This window comes from Pseudoalteromonas sp. 1181_04, from assembly GCF_052850545.1.
On the sequence record NZ_VXCS01000013.1, the window covers coordinates 1 to 19,316 of the forward strand.

17 protein-coding genes and 3 tRNA genes are annotated in these 19,316 nt (G+C 39.7%); 7 read left to right on the forward strand and 13 right to left on the reverse strand.

Annotated elements, in window-relative coordinates; genetic code table 11:
• Window positions 1-23: 23 nt before the first annotated feature.
• From FW757_RS11920 to FW757_RS11980, 13 genes are all read right to left on the reverse strand, one after another.
• A tRNA-Lys gene (locus FW757_RS11920) sits at window positions 24-99 on the reverse strand.
• 81 nt (window positions 100-180) lie between these two features.
• A tRNA-Lys gene (locus FW757_RS11925) sits at window positions 181-256 on the reverse strand.
• 168 nt (window positions 257-424) lie between these two features.
• Window positions 425-1,168 carry a tol-pal system protein YbgF gene (gene ybgF / locus FW757_RS11930; protein WP_446441248.1) on the reverse strand — a complete coding sequence of 248 codons (744 nt, stop codon included), beginning with the start codon at window positions 1,166-1,168 and terminating at the stop codon, window positions 425-427.
• A 12-nt stretch (window positions 1,169-1,180) separates the two neighbouring features.
• Window positions 1,181-1,723, reverse strand: a complete 543-nt coding sequence (pal, locus tag FW757_RS11935; RefSeq protein WP_149982324.1) for a peptidoglycan-associated lipoprotein Pal — start codon at window positions 1,721-1,723, stop codon at window positions 1,181-1,183.
• 35 nt (window positions 1,724-1,758) lie between these two features.
• On the reverse strand, window positions 1,759-3,117 hold the full coding sequence (gene tolB, locus FW757_RS11940; RefSeq protein ID WP_149982325.1) for a Tol-Pal system beta propeller repeat protein TolB: 1,359 nt from the start codon (window positions 3,115-3,117) through the stop codon (window positions 1,759-1,761).
• A 9-nt stretch (window positions 3,118-3,126) separates the two neighbouring features.
• Window positions 3,127-4,053 (reverse strand): cell envelope integrity protein TolA, encoded by a 927-nt coding sequence (gene tolA, locus FW757_RS11945; protein WP_149982326.1) that lies wholly within the window; start codon window positions 4,051-4,053, stop codon window positions 3,127-3,129.
• A 1-nt stretch (window position 4,054) separates the two neighbouring features.
• On the reverse strand, window positions 4,055-4,489 hold the full coding sequence (tolR, locus tag FW757_RS11950) for a protein TolR (RefSeq protein ID WP_149982327.1): 435 nt from the start codon (window positions 4,487-4,489) through the stop codon (window positions 4,055-4,057).
• On the reverse strand, window positions 4,476-5,180 hold the full coding sequence (tolQ, locus tag FW757_RS11955; RefSeq protein WP_149982328.1) for a protein TolQ: 705 nt from the start codon (window positions 5,178-5,180) through the stop codon (window positions 4,476-4,478). Before tolQ ends, tolR begins: the two co-directional genes overlap by 14 nt.
• A gap of 947 nt (window positions 5,181-6,127) precedes the next feature.
• Complete coding sequence (gene ruvB, locus FW757_RS11960; protein WP_145233092.1) at window positions 6,128-7,135, reverse strand: Holliday junction branch migration DNA helicase RuvB; 1,008 nt, start codon at window positions 7,133-7,135, stop codon at window positions 6,128-6,130.
• 7 nt (window positions 7,136-7,142) lie between these two features.
• A complete protein-coding gene (gene ruvA / locus FW757_RS11965; RefSeq protein WP_145233091.1) occupies window positions 7,143-7,760 on the reverse strand; it encodes a Holliday junction branch migration protein RuvA in 618 nt (205 codons plus the stop codon).
• Between the two features lies 1 nt (window position 7,761).
• Window positions 7,762-8,286 carry a crossover junction endodeoxyribonuclease RuvC gene (ruvC, locus tag FW757_RS11970; protein ID WP_145233090.1) on the reverse strand — a complete coding sequence of 175 codons (525 nt, stop codon included), beginning with the start codon at window positions 8,284-8,286 and terminating at the stop codon, window positions 7,762-7,764.
• A 121-nt stretch (window positions 8,287-8,407) separates the two neighbouring features.
• On the reverse strand, window positions 8,408-10,909 hold the full coding sequence (locus FW757_RS11975) for an ABC transporter permease (protein WP_446441249.1): 2,502 nt from the start codon (window positions 10,907-10,909) through the stop codon (window positions 8,408-8,410).
• Entirely contained in the window at window positions 10,899-11,612 is a 714-nt protein-coding gene (locus tag FW757_RS11980; RefSeq protein ID WP_446441250.1) for an ABC transporter ATP-binding protein, read from the reverse strand. Before FW757_RS11980 ends, FW757_RS11975 begins: the two co-directional genes overlap by 11 nt.
• Here FW757_RS11980 and FW757_RS11985 point away from each other — a divergent pair, their 5' ends adjacent.
• From FW757_RS11985 to FW757_RS12015, 7 genes are all read left to right on the forward strand, one after another.
• On the forward strand, window positions 11,613-12,233 hold the full coding sequence (locus tag FW757_RS11985; RefSeq protein WP_182739772.1) for an arylesterase: 621 nt from the start codon (window positions 11,613-11,615) through the stop codon (window positions 12,231-12,233). It abuts the gene before it with no gap.
• A 106-nt stretch (window positions 12,234-12,339) separates the two neighbouring features.
• A tRNA-Pro gene (locus FW757_RS11990) sits at window positions 12,340-12,416 on the forward strand.
• Window positions 12,417-13,000: 584 nt separating this feature from the next.
• Window positions 13,001-13,906, forward strand: a complete 906-nt coding sequence (locus tag FW757_RS11995; protein WP_446441251.1) for a YbjQ family protein — start codon at window positions 13,001-13,003, stop codon at window positions 13,904-13,906.
• Window positions 13,907-14,363: 457 nt separating this feature from the next.
• Window positions 14,364-15,980, forward strand: a complete 1,617-nt coding sequence (locus tag FW757_RS12000; RefSeq protein WP_446441252.1) for a PKD domain-containing protein — start codon at window positions 14,364-14,366, stop codon at window positions 15,978-15,980.
• Between the two features lie 389 nt (window positions 15,981-16,369).
• Window positions 16,370-17,284, forward strand: a complete 915-nt coding sequence (locus FW757_RS12005; RefSeq protein ID WP_182717368.1) for a zinc dependent phospholipase C family protein — start codon at window positions 16,370-16,372, stop codon at window positions 17,282-17,284.
• A 1-nt stretch (window position 17,285) separates the two neighbouring features.
• The gene (locus FW757_RS12010) at window positions 17,286-17,690 is read left to right on the forward strand and encodes a hypothetical protein (protein ID WP_182830780.1); all 405 of its coding nucleotides are present in this window, start codon (window positions 17,286-17,288) and stop codon (window positions 17,688-17,690) included.
• Between the two features lie 91 nt (window positions 17,691-17,781).
• Window positions 17,782-19,293 carry an OmpA family protein gene (locus FW757_RS12015; RefSeq protein WP_446441253.1) on the forward strand — a complete coding sequence of 504 codons (1,512 nt, stop codon included), beginning with the start codon at window positions 17,782-17,784 and terminating at the stop codon, window positions 19,291-19,293.
• The last annotated feature ends 23 nt before the right edge of the window (window positions 19,294-19,316 follow it).

Genomic DNA, 19,316 nt, shown 5'->3' on the forward strand with positions numbered 1-19,316 from the left:
TCTACTATTCAACGAATAAAGAATGGTGGGTCATGATGGACTTGAACCATCGACCAATGGATTAAAAGTCCACTGCTCTACCAACTGAGCTAATGACCCGCTCTGCTGCTGCAACAAAATGCAACAAAACATTAATACGTAAATCCGCCGATAAAGACCATTCTATTATTAAATAATGAATGGTGGGTCATGATGGACTTGAACCATCGACCAATGGATTAAAAGTCCACTGCTCTACCAACTGAGCTAATGACCCGCTCTTTTTGTCGCAATTCGAGTGGTTGAACCATTCGTTTGCTGCGGGCGCTTATAATACTTATTTAAAAAATGAGTGCAACAGAAAATGTCTCTTTTTTTAAGTTTTTATGTCTAGTTGACCAATTTTAGACCGCTTATGACAAAAAGCAGTCTAATCAAACTGATTCTACATTTTTGAAAGGCGATCAGTGGCCAATTTTGCAGCAGTTGTACTTGGGTATTGGTTAAGTAAATCATTAAAGGTTTTTGACGCTTGTTCGGCTAAACCTTGCTCTTGTAATAAAGTACCAAGCTTTAACATGGCATCTGGACGCTTATTTGAATTTGGAAATTCATTTACAACCACTTTAAAATGTTCCGATGCCTTTACTGGATCATTTTTAATTGTTAATAATTGTCCTAACCAATAATGAGCGTTAGACGCATACACAGAATTTGGATATGTTGTTAAAAACGTTTGAAACTCTGGAATTGCCTGATCATAGCGCTTATCCTTCATGATTAATGCCACTGCACGCTCGTATGCCTCATTCTCAGACAGATCAGAACTAATAGCTTGCGATGCAACAGGCTCTGCGTGTTGCTCAGCACTAGGTTGCGAGTAAGCTTGGCTAACGCGATTTTCAATTTCTTGATACAGCTCACGTTGACGTTGCAGTACTTTTTCAAGCTTATAGGTCTGCTCTTCAGTGATCCCGCGAACCTGGCTCACTTCATCTTGCAGCCTACTTAACTGTTGCTGTAACTCAACTTGTAATAAATTTCTCGACTGCATCATACTTTCAAGGGCAGCAAGGCGTTTTTCTATACTCGATTGTGAACTCGCAGCTTCTGAAACAGGAGCGGGAGCAGCCCAAACATGGGTGCTCCCGCTCAATATCATGGCTGCCAAAATAATTTTCGGCTTCATAATGTCTCTAATTTAGTAAACTAGTACCGCACGGCGGTTTTTAGCGAAAGCAGATTCAGTACGTGATTTAACCATCGGCTTTTCTTCACCGTAGCTCACTACTGACATTTGGCTTGCAGAAACACCTAAACTTTGTAGGTATTTTTCAACTGCTTGGCCACGGTGCTCACCCAGTGCAATATTGTACTCAGGAGTGCCACGCTCATCAGCATGACCTTCAATTAATACTTTAACAGATGGATTTTTAACTAAAAACTCAGCATGTGCACGAAGTAATTCGCCATACTGACCTTGAATAGTCGCAGTATCAAAACCAAAGTAAATCACTTGTTCTTGACGCAATTCGTCATACTTCTGACGAAGTTCTTCTTGTGCTTGCTGCTCTGGCGTTAATGTCGCAACTTCGACAGTGTCATTATCAGTTGTTTGCTCAACAGTCGCTTGATTTGATTGATTTGCTGCACCTTCATCGATATCCGAAGATGAGCTACAAGCTGCTAGTGTCATAACTGGCACAGCAATTAGCAGGCCTTTAAGTATTTTATTAAGTTGCATTGAGTAGATTCCTATATTGAGTAAACCAGCAAAAATTACTGTAAATAAGGCGACCACGCGGGTGCCTTTACTTGTCCATTTAGCACAGGTAACCGTGCTTTAAAGCGACCGTCCATTGATACTAGCGCTAGTACCTGCTTATTATTATGTAGCGTGCTATAGATGATCATCGAACCATTTGGTGCTACGCTCGGTGACTCATCTAGGCGCGTTCGTGTTAACACTTGAAATGCGCCTGTAGCCAGCTCTTTCTTAGCAAGATGGTACTGCCCGTTGGTACGGTTAACCATCACTAATTCTTTGCCGTCAGGGGTAATAGAACCAGCTAGATTCATATCACCATCAAAGGTCATTCGTTGTGACCTACCTGTTTGTAAATTTAACTTATAAATCTGAGCATTACCACCCCTTTCAGAAGTAAACACTATATCTTGACCATTCGGATGCCAAGACGGTTCAGTATCTATACTACGGTGGTTAGTCAATCGGGTTTCTTTACGCGTTGCTAAGTCTAGCATATACACTTCTGTAGCGCCGTTTCTGTCTTTTGATAGCACCAATAGTAGTTTTTTACCATCGGGTGAGAATTGTGGCGCACCATTAATACCTTGGTGACTTGTTATGAGTTCACGCTTACCAGTGTATAAATCTTGGATATAAATTTGGCTTTGACGATTTTCAAAGGTTACATACGCTAGTTTAGTGCCATCTGGTGACCATGCTGGTGACATAAGCGGCTCTTGCGAGCGTAATAAAACCTGCTCATTAAAACCATCATAATCTGCAACTACTAACTGGTAAGGCTTTGGTTCATCATCACGTACAATCACATAAGCAATTTTAGTTAAAAATGCGCCGCGCTCACCGGTGAGTTTTTCATAAATAACATCACTGATGCGGTGTGCATAACGTCTAAAACCGGTATCACTGATCACACTTTCGCGTGCTTCTTGAATATGATCTTGGTTTTTAATGAGTTTTCCGTTACTCATCATTTGCGTTTCACCGCCAGTGATTTGGCCTCGGATAACATCAATAAGCTCATAGCGTACTAAGTAACGGCCATCAGTTTGTTGTTCAACTTCACCAACTAAAATCGCTTCAACGCCTTTATTTACCCAAGCGCCATAATCTACGTCTGCGTCTTTACTAGGTAACTGTGGCATGGCATTAACGTCAATGGGTTTAAATTTACCACTACGCATTAAATCCGCAGCAATCACATCACTGAGCTTTTGTGGAATTGGCCCCACACCTTTATACTTAAATGGCACGATCGCAATAGGCCGCGCGCCATCAATGCCTTCGGTTATGACTATTTCAAGTGCCGCATTTGCAACACTGGTAAAGCCTAAAACGAAAATTAAACAAACTGTTTTCAACTTGTTGAACATACCATTCCTTTAAAATTGTGGCTTAATTGTTAAGTTAATATTTTTTAATTGCTCAAACACATCTTTATCTTTAGAAACTGGCAGTGTATCAGCCATACGAACAGCTCTAAGCGCCGCTTCACATACTAACTTATCACCACCTAAAGATGTAACTTGTGTGACCAGACCATTAAAACCTAAGCGAATATTCACACGGCATTGTTGATTTTTCATCTTTTCATCAATTAATAAATTTTGCTGAATACGCGCCATAATTAATGCTTTATATTTATCAACCTCAGTGCCTACCTGTTGCTGACGTATTTTATTACGTGCAGCTTGCTCTGTAGCTAGTTGCTCTTGCAGCATTTGCTCTTGTAACGCTTTTTGACGTGCCTCTTCAGCAGCTTCTGCACGTTTTTTAGCAGCTAACTCTTCGCGTTTACGGTCGTCTTCAGCTTTCTTTAAAGCCTCTTCTTCTGCTTTACGTTTTTCAGCAGCAGCTTTAGCAGCAAGTTCAGCTTGTTCTTTTTGCTTTTCAGCCTGCTGCGCTTTTTCACGTTCTTTTTGCTCTATTTCACGCGCTTTTTTAGCTTGAGCTTGGGCTTGTGCGGTTTCTTTCTCTTTCGCGCGACGCTCTTGCTCTAACTTTTTGATCCGGCGGTCTTCAGATTCACGCTGTTTACGTGCATCAGATGCTCGGCGCTCTAAATCACGAATGCGCTTATCTTCAGCACGTTTTTTATCATCTTCTTTGCGTTTCAACTCAGCAATTTTTTGTTCAACCATTTTCTGGTCAACAGTCACCGCTGAAACAGCATTTTCAGCATCAGGCATAGCCTTGTTCAAGGTAACTTCCATTACTGTAGGCGGTGAAGTATGAAAACTCGCGGTTCCAATCAAAACGCCAACTATAGCGAGGTGCAATAGCACTGATTTTAATACTGAAGGACCCATATTAGCTTTTATTCCCTTCAAACGATTCAGTCATTAATCCAACTGAAGGTACACCGGCATTTTTTAAGAAATCCATCAATAATAGTACTTCTTGATACGATACTTTACCTGAGCCTTTGATCATCACTGGGGTTTCTGGGTTTTTCATCAGTTGCAACTTGATAACAGCGGCAACATCTAATGCTTCCATCGGTTCTTCTGGATCAGTACCGATACTGACATAGTACTTACCTTGTGCATCAATTGAAGCAATGATCGGTGGCGTATCTTTAGTATCAACTAAATCTGATTCTTCCATTTTTGGCAAATCAACTTTAACGCCATGAGTGATCAAAGGCGCAGTGGCCATAAAAATAATCAGTAGCACCAGCATTACATCAATGTAAGGAACTACGTTTATCTCTGCAACAGGACGACGCTTCTTACGCTGATACATTCGCTTTTGCCTCTATTTGGGTAGCTGCTTGACGGTGTAAAATATTTGCAAACTCTTCCATAAAGTTAATGTAGTTAGATTCTAGCTTTTCAACTCTATTAGCAAAACGGTTGTATGCAATAACCGCTGGAATAGCAGCGAATAAACCCATAGCTGTTGCAATAAGCGCTTCAGCTATACCTGGGGCAACCATTTGTAAGGTTGCTTGCTTAACTTCGCCTAACGCGATAAAAGCATTCATAATGCCCCATACAGTACCAAACAAACCAATGTAAGGACTGATAGACCCCACTGTTGCTAAAAACGATAAACTTGATTCTAATTTTTCGATTTCGCGAGATAACGCAACTCGCATTGAACGATGCGTCCCTTCCATTACAATGCTAGCACTTTGAAAAGAGTTTTTCTTATGGCGAGCAAACTCTTTAAAGCCTGCTATAAATAATGCTTCAACACCAGTTGAGCTACCGCTACGCGATGAGATCTCATTGTAGAGTTTACTTAAATCAATGCCTGACCAAAATTTTTGCTCAAATCGCTTAGTATTGGATAATGCATCCGAAATTGCTTTTTTACGCTGAAAAATAATTGCCCATGACATCACTGACATAGCTAATAATGCCAGCATAACTAATTGCACAAGAAAACTTGCTTCTAGAATTAAATCTAAAAAATTAAGCCCTGAACCCACATTAAACTCCTAATAAGATTTCTTGTATAAATAACATTTCATTATACGCTAGGTATATGACCGAAAAAATGGCCAAAAGTTGCAACTAGTGTATCTATTCAGCTCAGTACTGACAACGCTATTGCTGTGAATTAGCAACAAAAAACGTTGAAGAGCAGGCTGACTCCAGTTTTATAGCCTTGTTCGGCAATCTTGACGCAACAATTTAAGATTGTACTGCCGAGGTAAATACATGCTGGGGTGCTTATTTATAAACAAAAACTGTGTAAAACACCCTCTTTATTCACTCTTAATGAATAAACAAGCATAATTGACTATAAGCATAGTCATTGCAACAGTTTAACTAATCTATAAAAAAATCATTCAAACAAATAAAACATCACAAATTCAATAGATTAATATACGACCGTGAATTTTATGAACAAAAATAAAGCGCTCATAAAAATCTTGCTATTAGTTTTTTTTATCTGAAAATTAAATTTTTCTAGTTTGAACAAAAACCAACTATTGCGTATTATTCTCCCATACCGAGCTAGCGCAGCAATGAATACTTCATTCAGCCCAGTTCTTTGCAATATGATTCTGATTTTTCGTATTGCTACGCTTAAAGTCTTCTTGATAAAACTTGATGAATTTAAGCAGTGTTACTTAGATTACTTCCTTCAACTTGTTGTTTGCCCGCATTTTATGCGGGCTTTTTTTTGCCTGCAAATCACGCACAGCACTACCTCGCTATGGCGCATACAATATCGTTTACAAACTTAACAGTATGTGAATTGCATTAGCCCAAATAACTAAATAATCTAAACTTTAAGTAATATGCTAATCACGCGATTAACTTAAACACAGCAAAATAGACATTTGAATAGTGGCTAAAAGAACAGTATAGAAGATGTATGAGGTGGGTTTGCAGCCATACGCACGCATACAGCTACAATAAATGTACTTTATTCTTGTTTGGGTAATAAGCCAAAGTGATGATAGGCGTTATCAGACACAATACGCCCTCTTGGCGTACGTTGGATAAATCCTTGCTGGATGAGGTAAGGCTCGATCACATCTTCAATGGTTTCTTTTTCTTCACCGATGGCGGCGGCTAAGTTGTCTAACCCTACCGGCCCCCCCATAAACTTTTCAATGATCGCGAGTAAATATTTACGGTCCATATAATCAAAGCCGCTTTTATCGACATCAATCATATTAAGTGCCAGCTCTGCCACTTCGGCATTTACAGTACCGTCTGATTTAACTTGCGTGTAATCTCGTACCCGGCGTAATAATCGATTAGCGATACGTGGCGTACCACGAGAGCGTTTAGCAATTTCAATGGCACCTTCATCACACATGGCTAAATTTAAATAATGAGCAGAGCGCCCCACTATAGTCGATAAATCTGCCACCGAATAAAACTCTAAACGTTGCACAATACCAAAACGGTCTCTAAGTGGTGAGGTTAACGAGCCTGCGCGAGTGGTTGCGCCAATTAAGGTAAAAGCGGGTAAATCGAGCTTAATGGAACGAGCTGCGGGCCCTTCACCAATCATTAAATCGAGTTGATAATCTTCCATTGCAGGATAGAGTATTTCTTCAACTTGCGGGCTTAGCCTATGTATTTCATCAATAAAAAGTACATCGCCTTCTTCTAAATTGGTCAGTAGTGCGGCTAAATCACCGGCTTTTTCAAGCACTGGACCCGAGGTTGTTTTAATACTGACATTCAGCTCATTGGCAACAATGTTTGCTAGTGTGGTTTTACCCAAACCCGGCGGACCAAATATTAATAAATGATCAAGCGCTTCACCCCGACTCCGTGCAGCTTCTATAAATATTTCCATTTGCTGTTTAACATGGGGCTGACCAGTATAATCGGCTAATAGTTTTGGTCTAATCGCGCGATCGACTACATCTTCATTACTTTGTTCAGTCGCATCTATTAAACGATCCGCTTCAATCATGGTTTACTCACAACATTGATTTTAGAGATTCTTTGATCAGAACCTCTGTAGACATACCAGGCTTGGCCACTGACTTTACTGTTTTTTGTGCTTGCGCCAATTTATAACCTAATGACACTAACGCAGAGATTGCATCATCTGCCGCATTATTAGCAATAAGTGCGTCAGAGGCGGGCTCTATAACTGCATTATCACTAAATGGCGTGAATAAGTCATTACCCCAATCTTTTAATCGGTCTTTCATTTCAAGTACCAGGCGCTCTGCGGTTTTTTTACCTACGCCTGGCAGTTTCACTAAACTGGTGGCATCTTCGTTATTCACACAGCTAACAAATTGCTTAGCCGACATCCCTGAAAGTATTGCTAATCCGAGCTTTGGCCCAACGCCATTGGCTTTTAATAGCTCTCTAAATAATGCTCGCTCTATTTTATTATTAAAGCCAAATAATAACTGGGCGTCTTCTCTTACTACAAAATGAGTATACACAATGGCATTTTCGCCAATGTTTGGTAAATCATAAAAACACGTCATCGGCATGTTAACTTCGTAACCAACACCGCTTACTTCAAGCAAAATTTCTGGCGGTTGTTTTTCTACTAAGATGCCATTTAAGCGACCTATCATGTTATTTCCTTAATCGTCCTCTAACGGTTTTACTGGCACTGCCCGCTAGTTTTATTAAATTTTGATCGGAATGAGCATGGCATATCGCAATGGCTAATGCATCGGCTGCATCCGCTTGCGGTGTGCCTGGCAATTTTAAAATATTTTTAACCATATGCTGCACTTGCGATTTATCGGCACCACCGTGCCCTACCACCGCTTGTTTAATTTGCCGCGCCGAGTATTCAAACACCGGTAACTCAGCCATTGCCGCACCAACAATTGCAGCCCCTCTGGCTTGGCCTAATTTAAGAGCTGAATCAGGATTATGCGCCATAAATACTTTTTCAATGGCAAAATGATCGGGAGAGAATTGTTCGATTAGTTGACTGATCCCTTGATAAATCATTTTTAATCGAATAGGAAACTCGTGATCGGCCAGTTTTATACAACCGCTGCCTAAATAAGTAAATTTAGCACCTTGATGGGCAATCACCCCATAACCGGTTAATCGTGAGCCAGGATCAATCCCTAAAATAATAGCCAATACTTGCCCAATCAGTGTAAATAGTTAAGTACGCTAATAATGCCAGAGCACTGTATAAATTACCAGTGCATTATTGGCATAAAAAAGCCCGTAAAAACGGGCTTGTTTAATTGCTAACCTTTTAGGCTAAAGAGCGCAGTAACCCTTGGGTATTTTTACGCATGGTTCTAGCTATCATAAAGTAGCCTAGTGATGCCACAAACACACCACCCACTAATGGTCCAATAAGCCAAATATGTGGGTGCAGCTTACCTGCTAAGTCAAACATCTCACGTTGCACTATTAATAAAGCCACATCACTGACCAACGCAGCGACAAAACCAGCAGCGCTGCCCAGCAATAAAAACTCATATAAAGTGGCATTTTTTATTAGCCGCCCTTTGGCGCCTAAGGTACGCAATATGACAATTTCCTGCATCCGTTCACCAAGGCTTGCTTGCACTTGCGAAATTAAAACTAAGCCACCACACATCACCACTATCGCCAGTACAAATCCAATTGCCAGCGATACTTGCGAAATAGTAGAACGTATTTGTTTGACAAAGCTGTCAACGTCGATGGCGTTGATTGTCGGGTAGGCACGTAGTAGCTCACTAAAGTCGCGTTTTTGATCGGCTTCGATACGCACCGATGAAATATACGTCGCAGGAAAATCAGCCAGTACATCAGGACTTAATATAATAAAGAAATTAGGCTTTAAAGTAGCCCAATTAACTTTACGAACACTGGTGATTTTGGCATCAAATGACTGGGCGCCAATCAAAAATGTTAGCGTATCACCCAGTTTCACATCTAAACGCTCTAGCATAGATTCTTCGATCGATGCTTCAGCGGTGGCATTGTCGGCAAACCACTGCCCGTCTATGATCTCATTTTGCACAGGGACTTGCTCTAACCATGTAAGATTTAGTTCACGGCCAATACCTGCGCGTGCTTCTTCGTCTTTCTTCTCGTTGTCTTGCAATGAGACTTCGCGAGCAACTAATTCACCATTAACAGCGTTTACGCGACCACGAATAGTCGGATAGAACTCAGATACTTGAATATTTTTTTGCTCTAAAAAGCTTGTTACGTCTGGCAATTCAGTTTCGGTTATATTTACTAAAAAAGCATTCGGCGCGTCGCTTGGAAGTTGCGATTGCCAATCTGCGATCATATCGTTTTTCAGCACCACTAAAAATAACAATAGCTTTATTGCCAACGAAAAACTGATCAACTGTACCGCATTAGCATTGGCACGTTTTTGCAACGAAGCAATCGCTAATGACCAACTATTCCCCGGGCGCAATCCTAGTTTACGTCCGCTGCCAAAAATTAACCGAGATAATACAAACAGTATTGCAATCAAAATTAAAGTAGAGACAAACAAAATAGCGGTAATTTTAAGGTTATTACTAAACAACCACATTAATAAAAAGACTGTTAAGCCCGACATCGCTAAATGCACTTTACTTACTAATAGCTTATCGCCTAAGTTACGGCGTAATACCCTAAGCGGTGGAATATCAAATAAATCTAATAACGGCTTGATTGAAAACATCACGGCACAGATAACGCCAGTACTAATCGCCACAAACCACGGTTTTATACCCGCTGCAGGAAGAGTATTGTTCATTGATTTAGCTAAATAACCAGTAGCTATCTCTTGTAAACCATAGCCAATGGCTAAGCCAAGTATGACCGACAAAGCACACACCAGTGATAAATGCAGTAAGTAAATTTTGCGAATTGTCGATCGGCTACCACCTAAGGTTTTCATCATCGCAACTGGGTCATATTGGCGTTCGCAATAACGCTTTGCAGACACGGCAATCGCCACCGCCGCTAAAATAATGCCCAATAATCCCGCTAATAATAAAAAGCTTTCAGCGCGGTTTAAGCTATTTGCAATCGGCGACTGTCTGTCTTTAACACCATACCATTGCTGATTTTCTTTCATTTGTGGTTTTAGCCAGCTATAAAAGTCAGTAAGGTTACTCTCATCCCCTGCATACAACTGGCGGTAAAAAACACGGCTGCCCGGCTGGATCACTTCAGTTTTGTCTACATCTTGGTTATTTAACAACACACGACGACTACTTGAAAAAATATTAAATGGCGCATCAGGCTCTTCCACCAATACTTTTTCAATATTAAATTGCGCAGCGCCAAGCTCAACCGTATCACCTACTTTTACATTTAGTGCATAGAATACCGATTCACTAAACCACACATTACCAACAGTTGGCCCTTGCGTGGCCACTTCAACCTCGCCGGTTAAGCTGCTTTTAACTTTTAGTTCGCCCTTAAGTGGATAATGCTCCGACACCGCCTTTACTGAGCTTAATTGCATTTCGTCATTAGCAAACAACATAGTATCAAAGTAAGTGAGCTGTGCGGTTTGTAAGTTGTATTCGCCTGCTGTTGTTAAATATTCACCCGGTAATTCATGGTTGCTTGCCAGCACGCGATCAGCGGCAATAAAGGCACTGCTTTTTTGTGCGATGCTTTGCCCTATGCGATCAGTCACCATAGAAAGCGTTAGTACTGTTAATACTGCCAACGCTATGGCCGCACAAATCACCGTGAGTTCACCACGGCGAAATTCACGGCTAAATAATTTTAATGCTAATTTAACCCACATTCGCCATAGCCTCATTGGTATTTTTAACTAATTGACCCGCTTCAATTTGTAACACATGCTGGCACTTTGCTGCTAACGCCTCGTCATGTGTGACTAAAATCAACGTCGTGCCATGAAGCTGATTAAGCTCGAATAACAGTGACTCAATTAACTTACCATTTTTGCTATCAAGATTTGCTGATGGCTCATCGGCGAATAAAATCTTTGGTGTGCCAATAAATGCGCGAGCAATCGCTACACGTTGCTGCTCACCACCAGACAATTGTGACGGATAATGCTCAATTCGATGACTTAAACCTACTTTTTCCAGTAGATCGAGTGCATGTTGCTTGGCATTTTTTTCACCAGCGAGCTCTGCCGGTAACATCACATTCTCAAGTGCTGTTAAACTCTGTACCAACATAAATGATTGAAATACAAAACCGACTTTTGCAGCTCTTAATGCCGCACGCGCTTCTTCATCAAGTTCATGCAGTGGCTCACCATCTAAATAGATTGATCCCTGAGTCGATTGGTCAAGCCCTGCGAGCAAACTTAATAAAGTTGATTTACCTGAACCGGAGGTACCAACTACAGCAACTGAGTCTCCAGACTTGACATTAAAGGTGATGTCACTGAGGATGGGCAAATCCCCTTCAAGGGTATTAACCGTTTTAGAAAGACCTTTAACCTGAATGATATTTAATTGAGATAGCGCTGACATATGATGTATTCAATCCTACGTTTTATTTTCGTTTTACTATTAGTAATCAAACCACTTAGTGCGGCAGCTGACAACACAATTTTAATTTTAGGTGATAGTTTAAGCGCCGCCTACGGCTTAAAACAAGAGCAAGGCTGGGTTAAACTGTTACAAGATAAGTACGACAACGAGCAAGCACCAATCCAACTTATCAATGCCAGTATCAGTGGCGAAACCACCGGTGGCGCACTGCGTCGTTTAGACGCCCTACTTAATGAGTTTCAACCGAGCCATGTACTTATAGAGCTTGGTGGTAACGACGGCCTGCGTGGCTTTCCAATTAAACGCCTAAAAGAAAACCTAGCCAGTTTAGTAAGCAAGAGCAAGCAAGCTGATGCCAAAGTAGCGATTATGGAAGTACACATCCCGCCTAACTATGGGCCACGTTATACCGGATTATTTACCGCTAGTTTTGCTGAGGTTGCGGGTGCCACAAACAGCCATTTAATGCCATTTTTTATCTTGAATGTCGCTGCTGATAATAGCCTGATGCAAAACGACAACATACACCCTAACAAAACTGCTCAACCTATACTACGAGATGTGATGTATAAATCGATCAATGAGTGGATAAATAACTAAACATCCTCATAAAATGATTTATTTCACTCAGTACGTGCAATAAATGTTCAAACAAACAAAAGCTTATTGATTTTTGAAAAAATATACGTACTATTGCTTGCAACGTCGGTATGTAGCGCAGCTTGGTAGCGCACTGTCATGGGGTGGCAGGGGTCGAGAGTTCGAATCTCTCCATACCGACCATTTAATTCAACAACTTAACCTCATTTATATATAAGTTGTTTTCTTTAAAAGCCTTTCGTGTAGCCAATCTGTAGCCACTCTACTCATTTTATAGCTGGGAAATAAAGCTTACTTCATTTAGCTGTTCGTGCGTACTGGTTACGAAACTCCCGTTTTACGATATCTGAAAATACCCTAAATAAACTTAGCTAGTTTCGTGTATTGATCTAAGCTATTGCGTAAGCCCCACACACCAGAAAGCCGTTTCTTTGTAGATACCTAAATAAGCTTTTCCGAGTCCAATTGTTCCCCCAGCTTGTCTTAATACCTTTATTATTAAGGTGATTTACTAAAGCATAACAACTAGGATTTTTGTATCGGCTAGATTGATTGAGCAATTCCACCAGCGCTTTAAAAATTAGTTTATCGTTTTCTATTCGATGTGAATTTTGCATAACTCCCCTTTATTAAGTCATATTATACCCTTTTATATGCTAATGTTTGGTTGGCAGAGTTAAAGCATGTTTGTATAGCTATCAGCATATGCTTGAAGTTCAATTCTACAATCAAGCTACTTTTTACTATTAAAGTTTCTAAGGAGAGATATGTTTTTTTCTAAAAGTGATAAATCAACACCATCAAATACTAAGCCTGACTGGAGCTTAAAAGATAAAGAGCTAATAAATAATATAACTGGTAACACATATAATACATCAGACTTAGCATACGCATTAAAGAAAGACGGGCATAATGCTATTGCAGCCATTTGGTATAAAGGCCAATTTTTATGCAACTTAACAACGCTCTACAGCCAATCTGGTATTTATAAAAATCATGGTATGAAAGAATGCGATGCTTTCATAGAAGGCTTCGACGATACAAACCTAGCTGACCTAAACAGCAATGAAATCGAAATATCTTTGCCTTACCTTAAATTCATGAACAAAGAATTTGGATTAGCGGGAATCAGAACCCAGCAAAACCAAAACCATTACGATGTGCTCTATTATGGTAAATACTTAACACAAATTTCTGAGTCTGTAGCTAACACAATAGAGAAAGCTAAAGATATCCACCTAACCAGAAAATATGGTGTTAATGGCAGTAAAGCCAAACAAGACTATGATAAACAGAAAATAGAACACGCTATTGCAAGTAAACTAAACAAAGTTGAAGCAAAAGACGTACTACTGACAACCGAAACAGCTCTAAACTTAAATATTACAAAACGTATTGATGTTATTATTGCCGAATGCGCTTATGGCATGAACATTTTTAAAGATATTTTTGCAAGTTTTAGTGATACTTTTGGAGGTCGCAGTAACAGCATACAAAACACGCTTAGAGATGCCCGTCAAACAGCACTAACTGAACTCAGGAAAGAGGCTATCTCTGTTGGTGCTAATGCCGTAATAGGTATTGATCTAGACTACAGTGAGATATCAGGCGGTGGTAAATCAGGTATGTTATTTATCGTTGCTTCGGGCACAGCTGTAATTATCGAGAATTAAATATATTATATGTGCTCTATACTGCCCGAAAAGCCATATCAAAATTCTATTCAAAGAAGTTAAAATACCTCTTTAATATATTGTTATTAAAACACTTTTATTTTCTATAGGTGCTTTCGCAAAGCCTATATATCTTGAATGCGAAATTATAAAACTAGACAGCCACTCTAATTGAACAAACAATGCTGTTCCACCACACTTACTTTTTAGATTAAGAGTTAATCTTTTACTACAAGGTTACTTTCATTTTTTCTATTTAATAAGTTATTAATCCGCTTAAACCTAAATTGCGCGCACGAAAATGACTGCACAATTGCAGTTTTAACTTTTTACTGAGGGCTTTTAACTTAACTTCTATATTTGCACAAGCTGACCTTTGTGCTGAACAAATTTTAACTAGATTAAATATTCTAAAGCATGTATTTTGTTTGCCAGGATAAAGTATAGGGACATTAAAATGAATAAAAAATTAATATTATTGGCTTTATTTCTTGGGGTAACACTAACCGCGTGCGGCGGTTCAGGTAGTTCAACTAAGCCACAAGTAGAAAATAATAATCTCAGTGATAGCGATACATCTACCGATAGTTCAACCGGCTCAGGTGCCATTACTGCTAAAATCAATCCGATCCAATCGGTATACACCGGTTCAACGGTCAGATTAGTAGGAACAAGTAGCATTGTTCCTGCCATTTCAAGCGTGGATTGGTCAATTATTGAAAAGCCTGATAATAGCTCTGCAAAAATAGCAAATAATAGCAGCCTAATGAGCGAGTTTGTTGCCGATATAGCTGGTACATATCAAATTCAGCTAATCATTAAGTCAGGTTCAACAGAGTCTATTGCTACAGCGTCAGTGAGCATTTCAGATAAACCGATTGAGCCAAAAAATCATGCCCCAACAGCTGTTATTACTCCTTTTGAGGAAAAAGCGGGTAAAAATAAGCAAGTAACACTAAGTGGAAAAAATAGCTCAGATGCTGATGGCGATAATATTTATTATAAGTGGCAAGTTACCAGTGCTAACAATGCATTAGACTTCTTTCTCACCAACCCTGAAGGACAAAGTGCTAGTTTTGAAGGAAGAGACTATGGCATATTCACGATCAGCTTAACGGTACATGATGGTAAAGCCTATTCAGAAACGGTAACTAAACAGATAGAAGTATATGATGATAGACCAGAGCTCATAGCATCATTTGACGCACCTGAAACCGCTGAAGTGAACGAGTTTATTAACCTTGATGCAAAAGACAGCATGCAATACAATTTTGCGACTCCTATGTTTAGCTTCGACAGTGTTCCTGCTACCAGCAAGGTAACATTAGCTTATACTATGTCGTATATCTCCTTCTTTATTCCAGATGTTGCCGGTGAATACAAGGTTCGTTTTACACTCAAAGATAGAAATAGTGACCGTACGGAATCAGTCGTAAAAACGATAACGGTCTCAGAGAAACAGAGCGATGCTGGTAAAACAGCAATTTCATTTAGTTCCGACCAAAATGCACCACCAGCACTTAACGTCTTGCCAAGCCCATTGCTTAATACCTTTACCCTATCAGAGCAATTATTCTACGCTGAAGTACAAGATCCTGAGGGCGCGCAAGTAGAGTTGAGCTGGAAGTGGCTAAATAGGCCAGCGAATAGCCAAGCAGATATTATTGCTGAAGCAGGTAGCCGCGCTAGAGTTCGTTTTGATGTTGCTGGCTTTTACATTTTACAAGTCGCCGCCTCTGACGGAGAAAACACCACGAACAGGTTTGTCGCAATCAAAGTAGAAGATCCCGATAACTCCGCGCCGACCATTATCGATGTTGAGATGTTCGGGAATAAAATCAAAGGCAGTAATTTAACACTCAAAGCACACGCCTATGACAAAGAAACAGATCCCATTACCTACACATGGCTCGTATTATTGCCAAATGGCAGGGCTGCATCTATTGGTAACGAAACAAGTGATACAGCAATATTGCCTTTAGTTTCCTCAGGTAACTATCAAGTGCTTGTTTATGCAAAAGATGATATAGCTCCTTATTCGAGTCATAAACGCATTACATTTATCGTTGAGTAACAACTGATGCGGCACGCTTAGCTCGTGCCGCTGACCCGCTCACTGTCTTTTTTAGCTCCATCATAAACTCCTTTACCCTGTGAATAAACGAGTCAACACTCACCATAAGCCGATTCCTCTAAAAGATATGCTTGAGTTATGCCCAACTCAGCTAGTTTTGTCTCCGCTTCTTGGCAACTAAACTCCTACTAAAATAGATAGCCATTTTAGAGCTTGGCAGTAGCCTGTGAGCTCGATGGATTTAAGCTCAAGTTACGTTTATTGATAACTAAAATTACGCAGTCCATTTTAAAGCTAACTAATAAGCCTATTTGACTAATTACTTAACCATTGCAACTTGGATCAATTGCAAATATATTAACAAAACTACTAAGTAGAAGGATTTACTGATGCCAGGTGCCTTTGCACACATTACTGCGGCTAACTTAGCTACTGAGAATAACGCCCTGATTGGAATGAATATTCCTACCAAAGCAAAGCTGATCTTAAGTCAAAATCAAAAATACCTTGAGTTAGGCTGTGTATCGCCTGACTACCCTTATTTAGCTGTGGGTAATTCAGAGCAAAATAAATGGGCTGATTTAATGCATTATCACAATACCGGTGATGTAATTAAAGAAGCAGTAAAGTATTGCAAAAATCTAGAGGGATCAGCGCAAGAGAAATGCTTTGCTTGGCTGTGTGGTTATATGTCGCATGTTGCAGCTGATATCACCATTCATCCGGTGGTCGAGCTTAAAGTGGGCCCGTATGAGCAAAACCAAACTGACCACCGCACTTGTGAAATGAATCAAGACGCTTACATTTGGCCAAGGTTAAACTTGGGTGAAATTGGCCTTGCTGATCGCTTTCGGCTTAATATCGGCTCATGTAGCAGCCAAAATAACTGCCTTGATGAAGATATTAAACAACTGTGGCAGCATGTTTTATCGCATATCCACCCAGATTACACACAATCAGCAGCTCCTGACTTTGATGCGTGGCATTCAGGCTTTCAACTGGTTGTTGATCATGCTGAAGAAGGATATCGACTCTTCCCATGGGCAAGGCATGTTGCGGCAAACAATGGGCTACTCTACCCTCGCCAAGATGAGATTGATTACACTTACATTGAGCAGCTTAATACTCCAAATGGCCCAATGCACTACGACGACATTTTTAATTTAGCGGTTGAAAATATACAGTATTTTATATCGATTATTGCTAATGCTATTTTTAATGATGGAGAGTGCTGGCAAATTTGTAATTGGAATTTAGACAACGGTAAAGACGAAAATGGCAACTTAACCGCGTGGAATATTTAAAATGAAATACTTAACTCTAATCTTAGTAATTGTTTTATCTGTGGGCTGCTCTAGCCTAGCTAATGCACATGATCCAGAAAAGATGGCTGATCTTGCATCACAACTAAAAGATATTTCAGCCGCGGTTGATGGCACATTAAAGTTCAGCACCAAAACCTATACTGATCCGCAAGCATTACTAATGGCTGCTATCAACAGCAATAAAAACAAACTCACCCCTTTTGAGGGCTATCAGTTAAAAGTTTTCATTCAAGATAAAAATGCCATTTTATTACTGTGTGAGGATGACATTTTACTTATTGAAGATGCTGGCTGTACTGCGCCATCCGATATCCAGCATTGGCAATCAACTGACACTCAAGCCTGTAAAGTTACTATCAACGCCAGCAAAATTTGTAAGCGTTAAAAAATTGCGATTTATTCTTTTTTATAAAGTTTAATTAGGCCAACTTATTTTTTAAATACAATGTTTACCTTCATTAATAAAAGGAATTTCAATGAATAACAAAATAACCAAGGTACTTATATTTTGTATCGCCCCCCTAATATGTGTATTTAACCTACACGCAGAGCCTTTGCTTTCCCCCTATCCAAGTGCCAAGCTGGAGAACTCCGTTATTTTAGCGGGTGAAGAAACTCGCCTTGTTACAAAGTTTGTTGCTACAGCTGAAAAGTCTCAACAATTTGAGTATAAAAAATTCATTGGTGATACAGGCCATTACGCTTATACGATAAAAAATGTTGCTTCGTTAAAGGTAACAAAAAATTATGAAAGTGCGTTAAGTGATGCTGGTTTTAAAGTGGTTTATACATGTTCTTTAAGTGATTGTTATTCAGGAGATAAACGTGAACAAAGAAAATTATTAGCTGAAAAGTCTAGCTACTTTAACCCTAGTAATCAATTCCAACAACCTCACTATATTTTCGCCACAAAAGGGGATGAGTCCCCCGATGCTGCTATTTCGTTATTTGTTGGTCAGTATAAAAATACGACGCGAGTATTATTAACCACAGTGGATATAAAAGACATTGAATCAGGACTTGTCACTGCCAATTTTGACGCATTTACCAAACACAATAATAAACAGATAACCAAGGCACCGCGTAAAGATAAAGGGGGCTCAGCAGATCATCCATTAATAAGTCGCTACCCTAGTAGTTATATTGAAGATTACAAACAGGTTGATTATGAAGAATTCAGCATTCCTGTTGGTATTGTTGATACAAAAACAAAGACACTCCCAATGCTAGACGTTACCGGAGACTTAACCCAAATTACTTATGTCGTAAACAGGGTGTCAACGCTAAAAATTTATCATAATTATCTAAGTGCTTTAGTAAAAGAAGGGTTTGAAACGGTATTCTCTTGTCAAAAAGATTCATGCAGTGGTAACACCAGAGATAGATTAATCCGTGAGGATTTACAAAAGTTAGGGGATAAACTCGCTGTAAAACAAGCTTATAATTACTGGCGCCAACCTCGATACCAAGTTATGAAAAGTACTGTTGAGGGCCAAACTACCTATGTAGCTTTTTTTATAGGTAACTATGAAGGCGATTCTCGTATTCAGCTTGTAGTGATGCAGAGCGAGCCATTATTAACTGGGTTAATAGAGACAAATAGCGATAAAGTGTTAGAGCAACTTAAGCAAAAAGGTAAAGCCTCAATCTATGGGGTGTTATTTGACTACGATAAAGCGGTCATAAAGCCTGAATCTAAACAATCATTGGATGTCATTGCGCAAGTTTTAGAAAAAAATAAGGGATTGAGTTTGTATGTTGTTGGTCACACAGATGATAAAGGCTCTGCTGAATATAATTTAGACCTTTCTAAACGTCGGGCTGATGCGGTCGTTAAAGCTTTAATTGCTGACTATGGTATCGCTAAAACAAGATTAATACCTCAAGGTGTTGGCCCCTATTCTCCCGCAGCCACTAACAAAAACGAATTAGGTCGAGAGCTGAATCGGCGTGTTGAATTAGTCGAAAGGTTATCTGATTCAAAATAATTACGTATCGCGAAAGATGCATA

What these genes read in the sequence shown, in the direction of transcription:
- pal (WP_149982324.1), bottom strand. Translation starts at nt 1,723, where the DNA reads ATGCAACTTAATAAAATACTTAAAGGCCTGCTAATTGCTGTGCCAGTT.
- FW757_RS11980 (WP_446441250.1), bottom strand. Translation starts at nt 11,612, where the DNA reads ATGTCAGCGCTATCTCAATTAAATATCATTCAGGTTAAAGGTCTTTCT.
- FW757_RS11995 (WP_446441251.1), top strand. Translation starts at nt 13,001, where the DNA reads ATGTTTTTTTCTAAAAGTGATAAATCAACACCATCAAATACTAAGCCT.
- FW757_RS12010 (WP_182830780.1), top strand. Translation starts at nt 17,286, where the DNA reads ATGAAATACTTAACTCTAATCTTAGTAATTGTTTTATCTGTGGGCTGC.
- FW757_RS12000 (WP_446441252.1), top strand. Translation starts at nt 14,364, where the DNA reads ATGAATAAAAAATTAATATTATTGGCTTTATTTCTTGGGGTAACACTA.
- FW757_RS12005 (WP_182717368.1), top strand. Translation starts at nt 16,370, where the DNA reads ATGCCAGGTGCCTTTGCACACATTACTGCGGCTAACTTAGCTACTGAG.
- tolB (WP_149982325.1), bottom strand. Translation starts at nt 3,117, where the DNA reads ATGTTCAACAAGTTGAAAACAGTTTGTTTAATTTTCGTTTTAGGCTTT.
- ruvA (WP_145233091.1), bottom strand. Translation starts at nt 7,760, where the DNA reads ATGATAGGTCGCTTAAATGGCATCTTAGTAGAAAAACAACCGCCAGAA.
- tolR (WP_149982327.1), bottom strand. Translation starts at nt 4,489, where the DNA reads ATGTATCAGCGTAAGAAGCGTCGTCCTGTTGCAGAGATAAACGTAGTT.
- tolA (WP_149982326.1), bottom strand. Translation starts at nt 4,053, where the DNA reads ATGGGTCCTTCAGTATTAAAATCAGTGCTATTGCACCTCGCTATAGTT.
- ruvB (WP_145233092.1), bottom strand. Translation starts at nt 7,135, where the DNA reads ATGATTGAAGCGGATCGTTTAATAGATGCGACTGAACAAAGTAATGAA.
- FW757_RS12015 (WP_446441253.1), top strand. Translation starts at nt 17,782, where the DNA reads ATGAATAACAAAATAACCAAGGTACTTATATTTTGTATCGCCCCCCTA.
- FW757_RS11975 (WP_446441249.1), bottom strand. Translation starts at nt 10,909, where the DNA reads ATGTGGGTTAAATTAGCATTAAAATTATTTAGCCGTGAATTTCGCCGT.
- FW757_RS11985 (WP_182739772.1), top strand. Translation starts at nt 11,613, where the DNA reads ATGATGTATTCAATCCTACGTTTTATTTTCGTTTTACTATTAGTAATC.
- ybgF (WP_446441248.1), bottom strand. Translation starts at nt 1,168, where the DNA reads ATGAAGCCGAAAATTATTTTGGCAGCCATGATATTGAGCGGGAGCACC.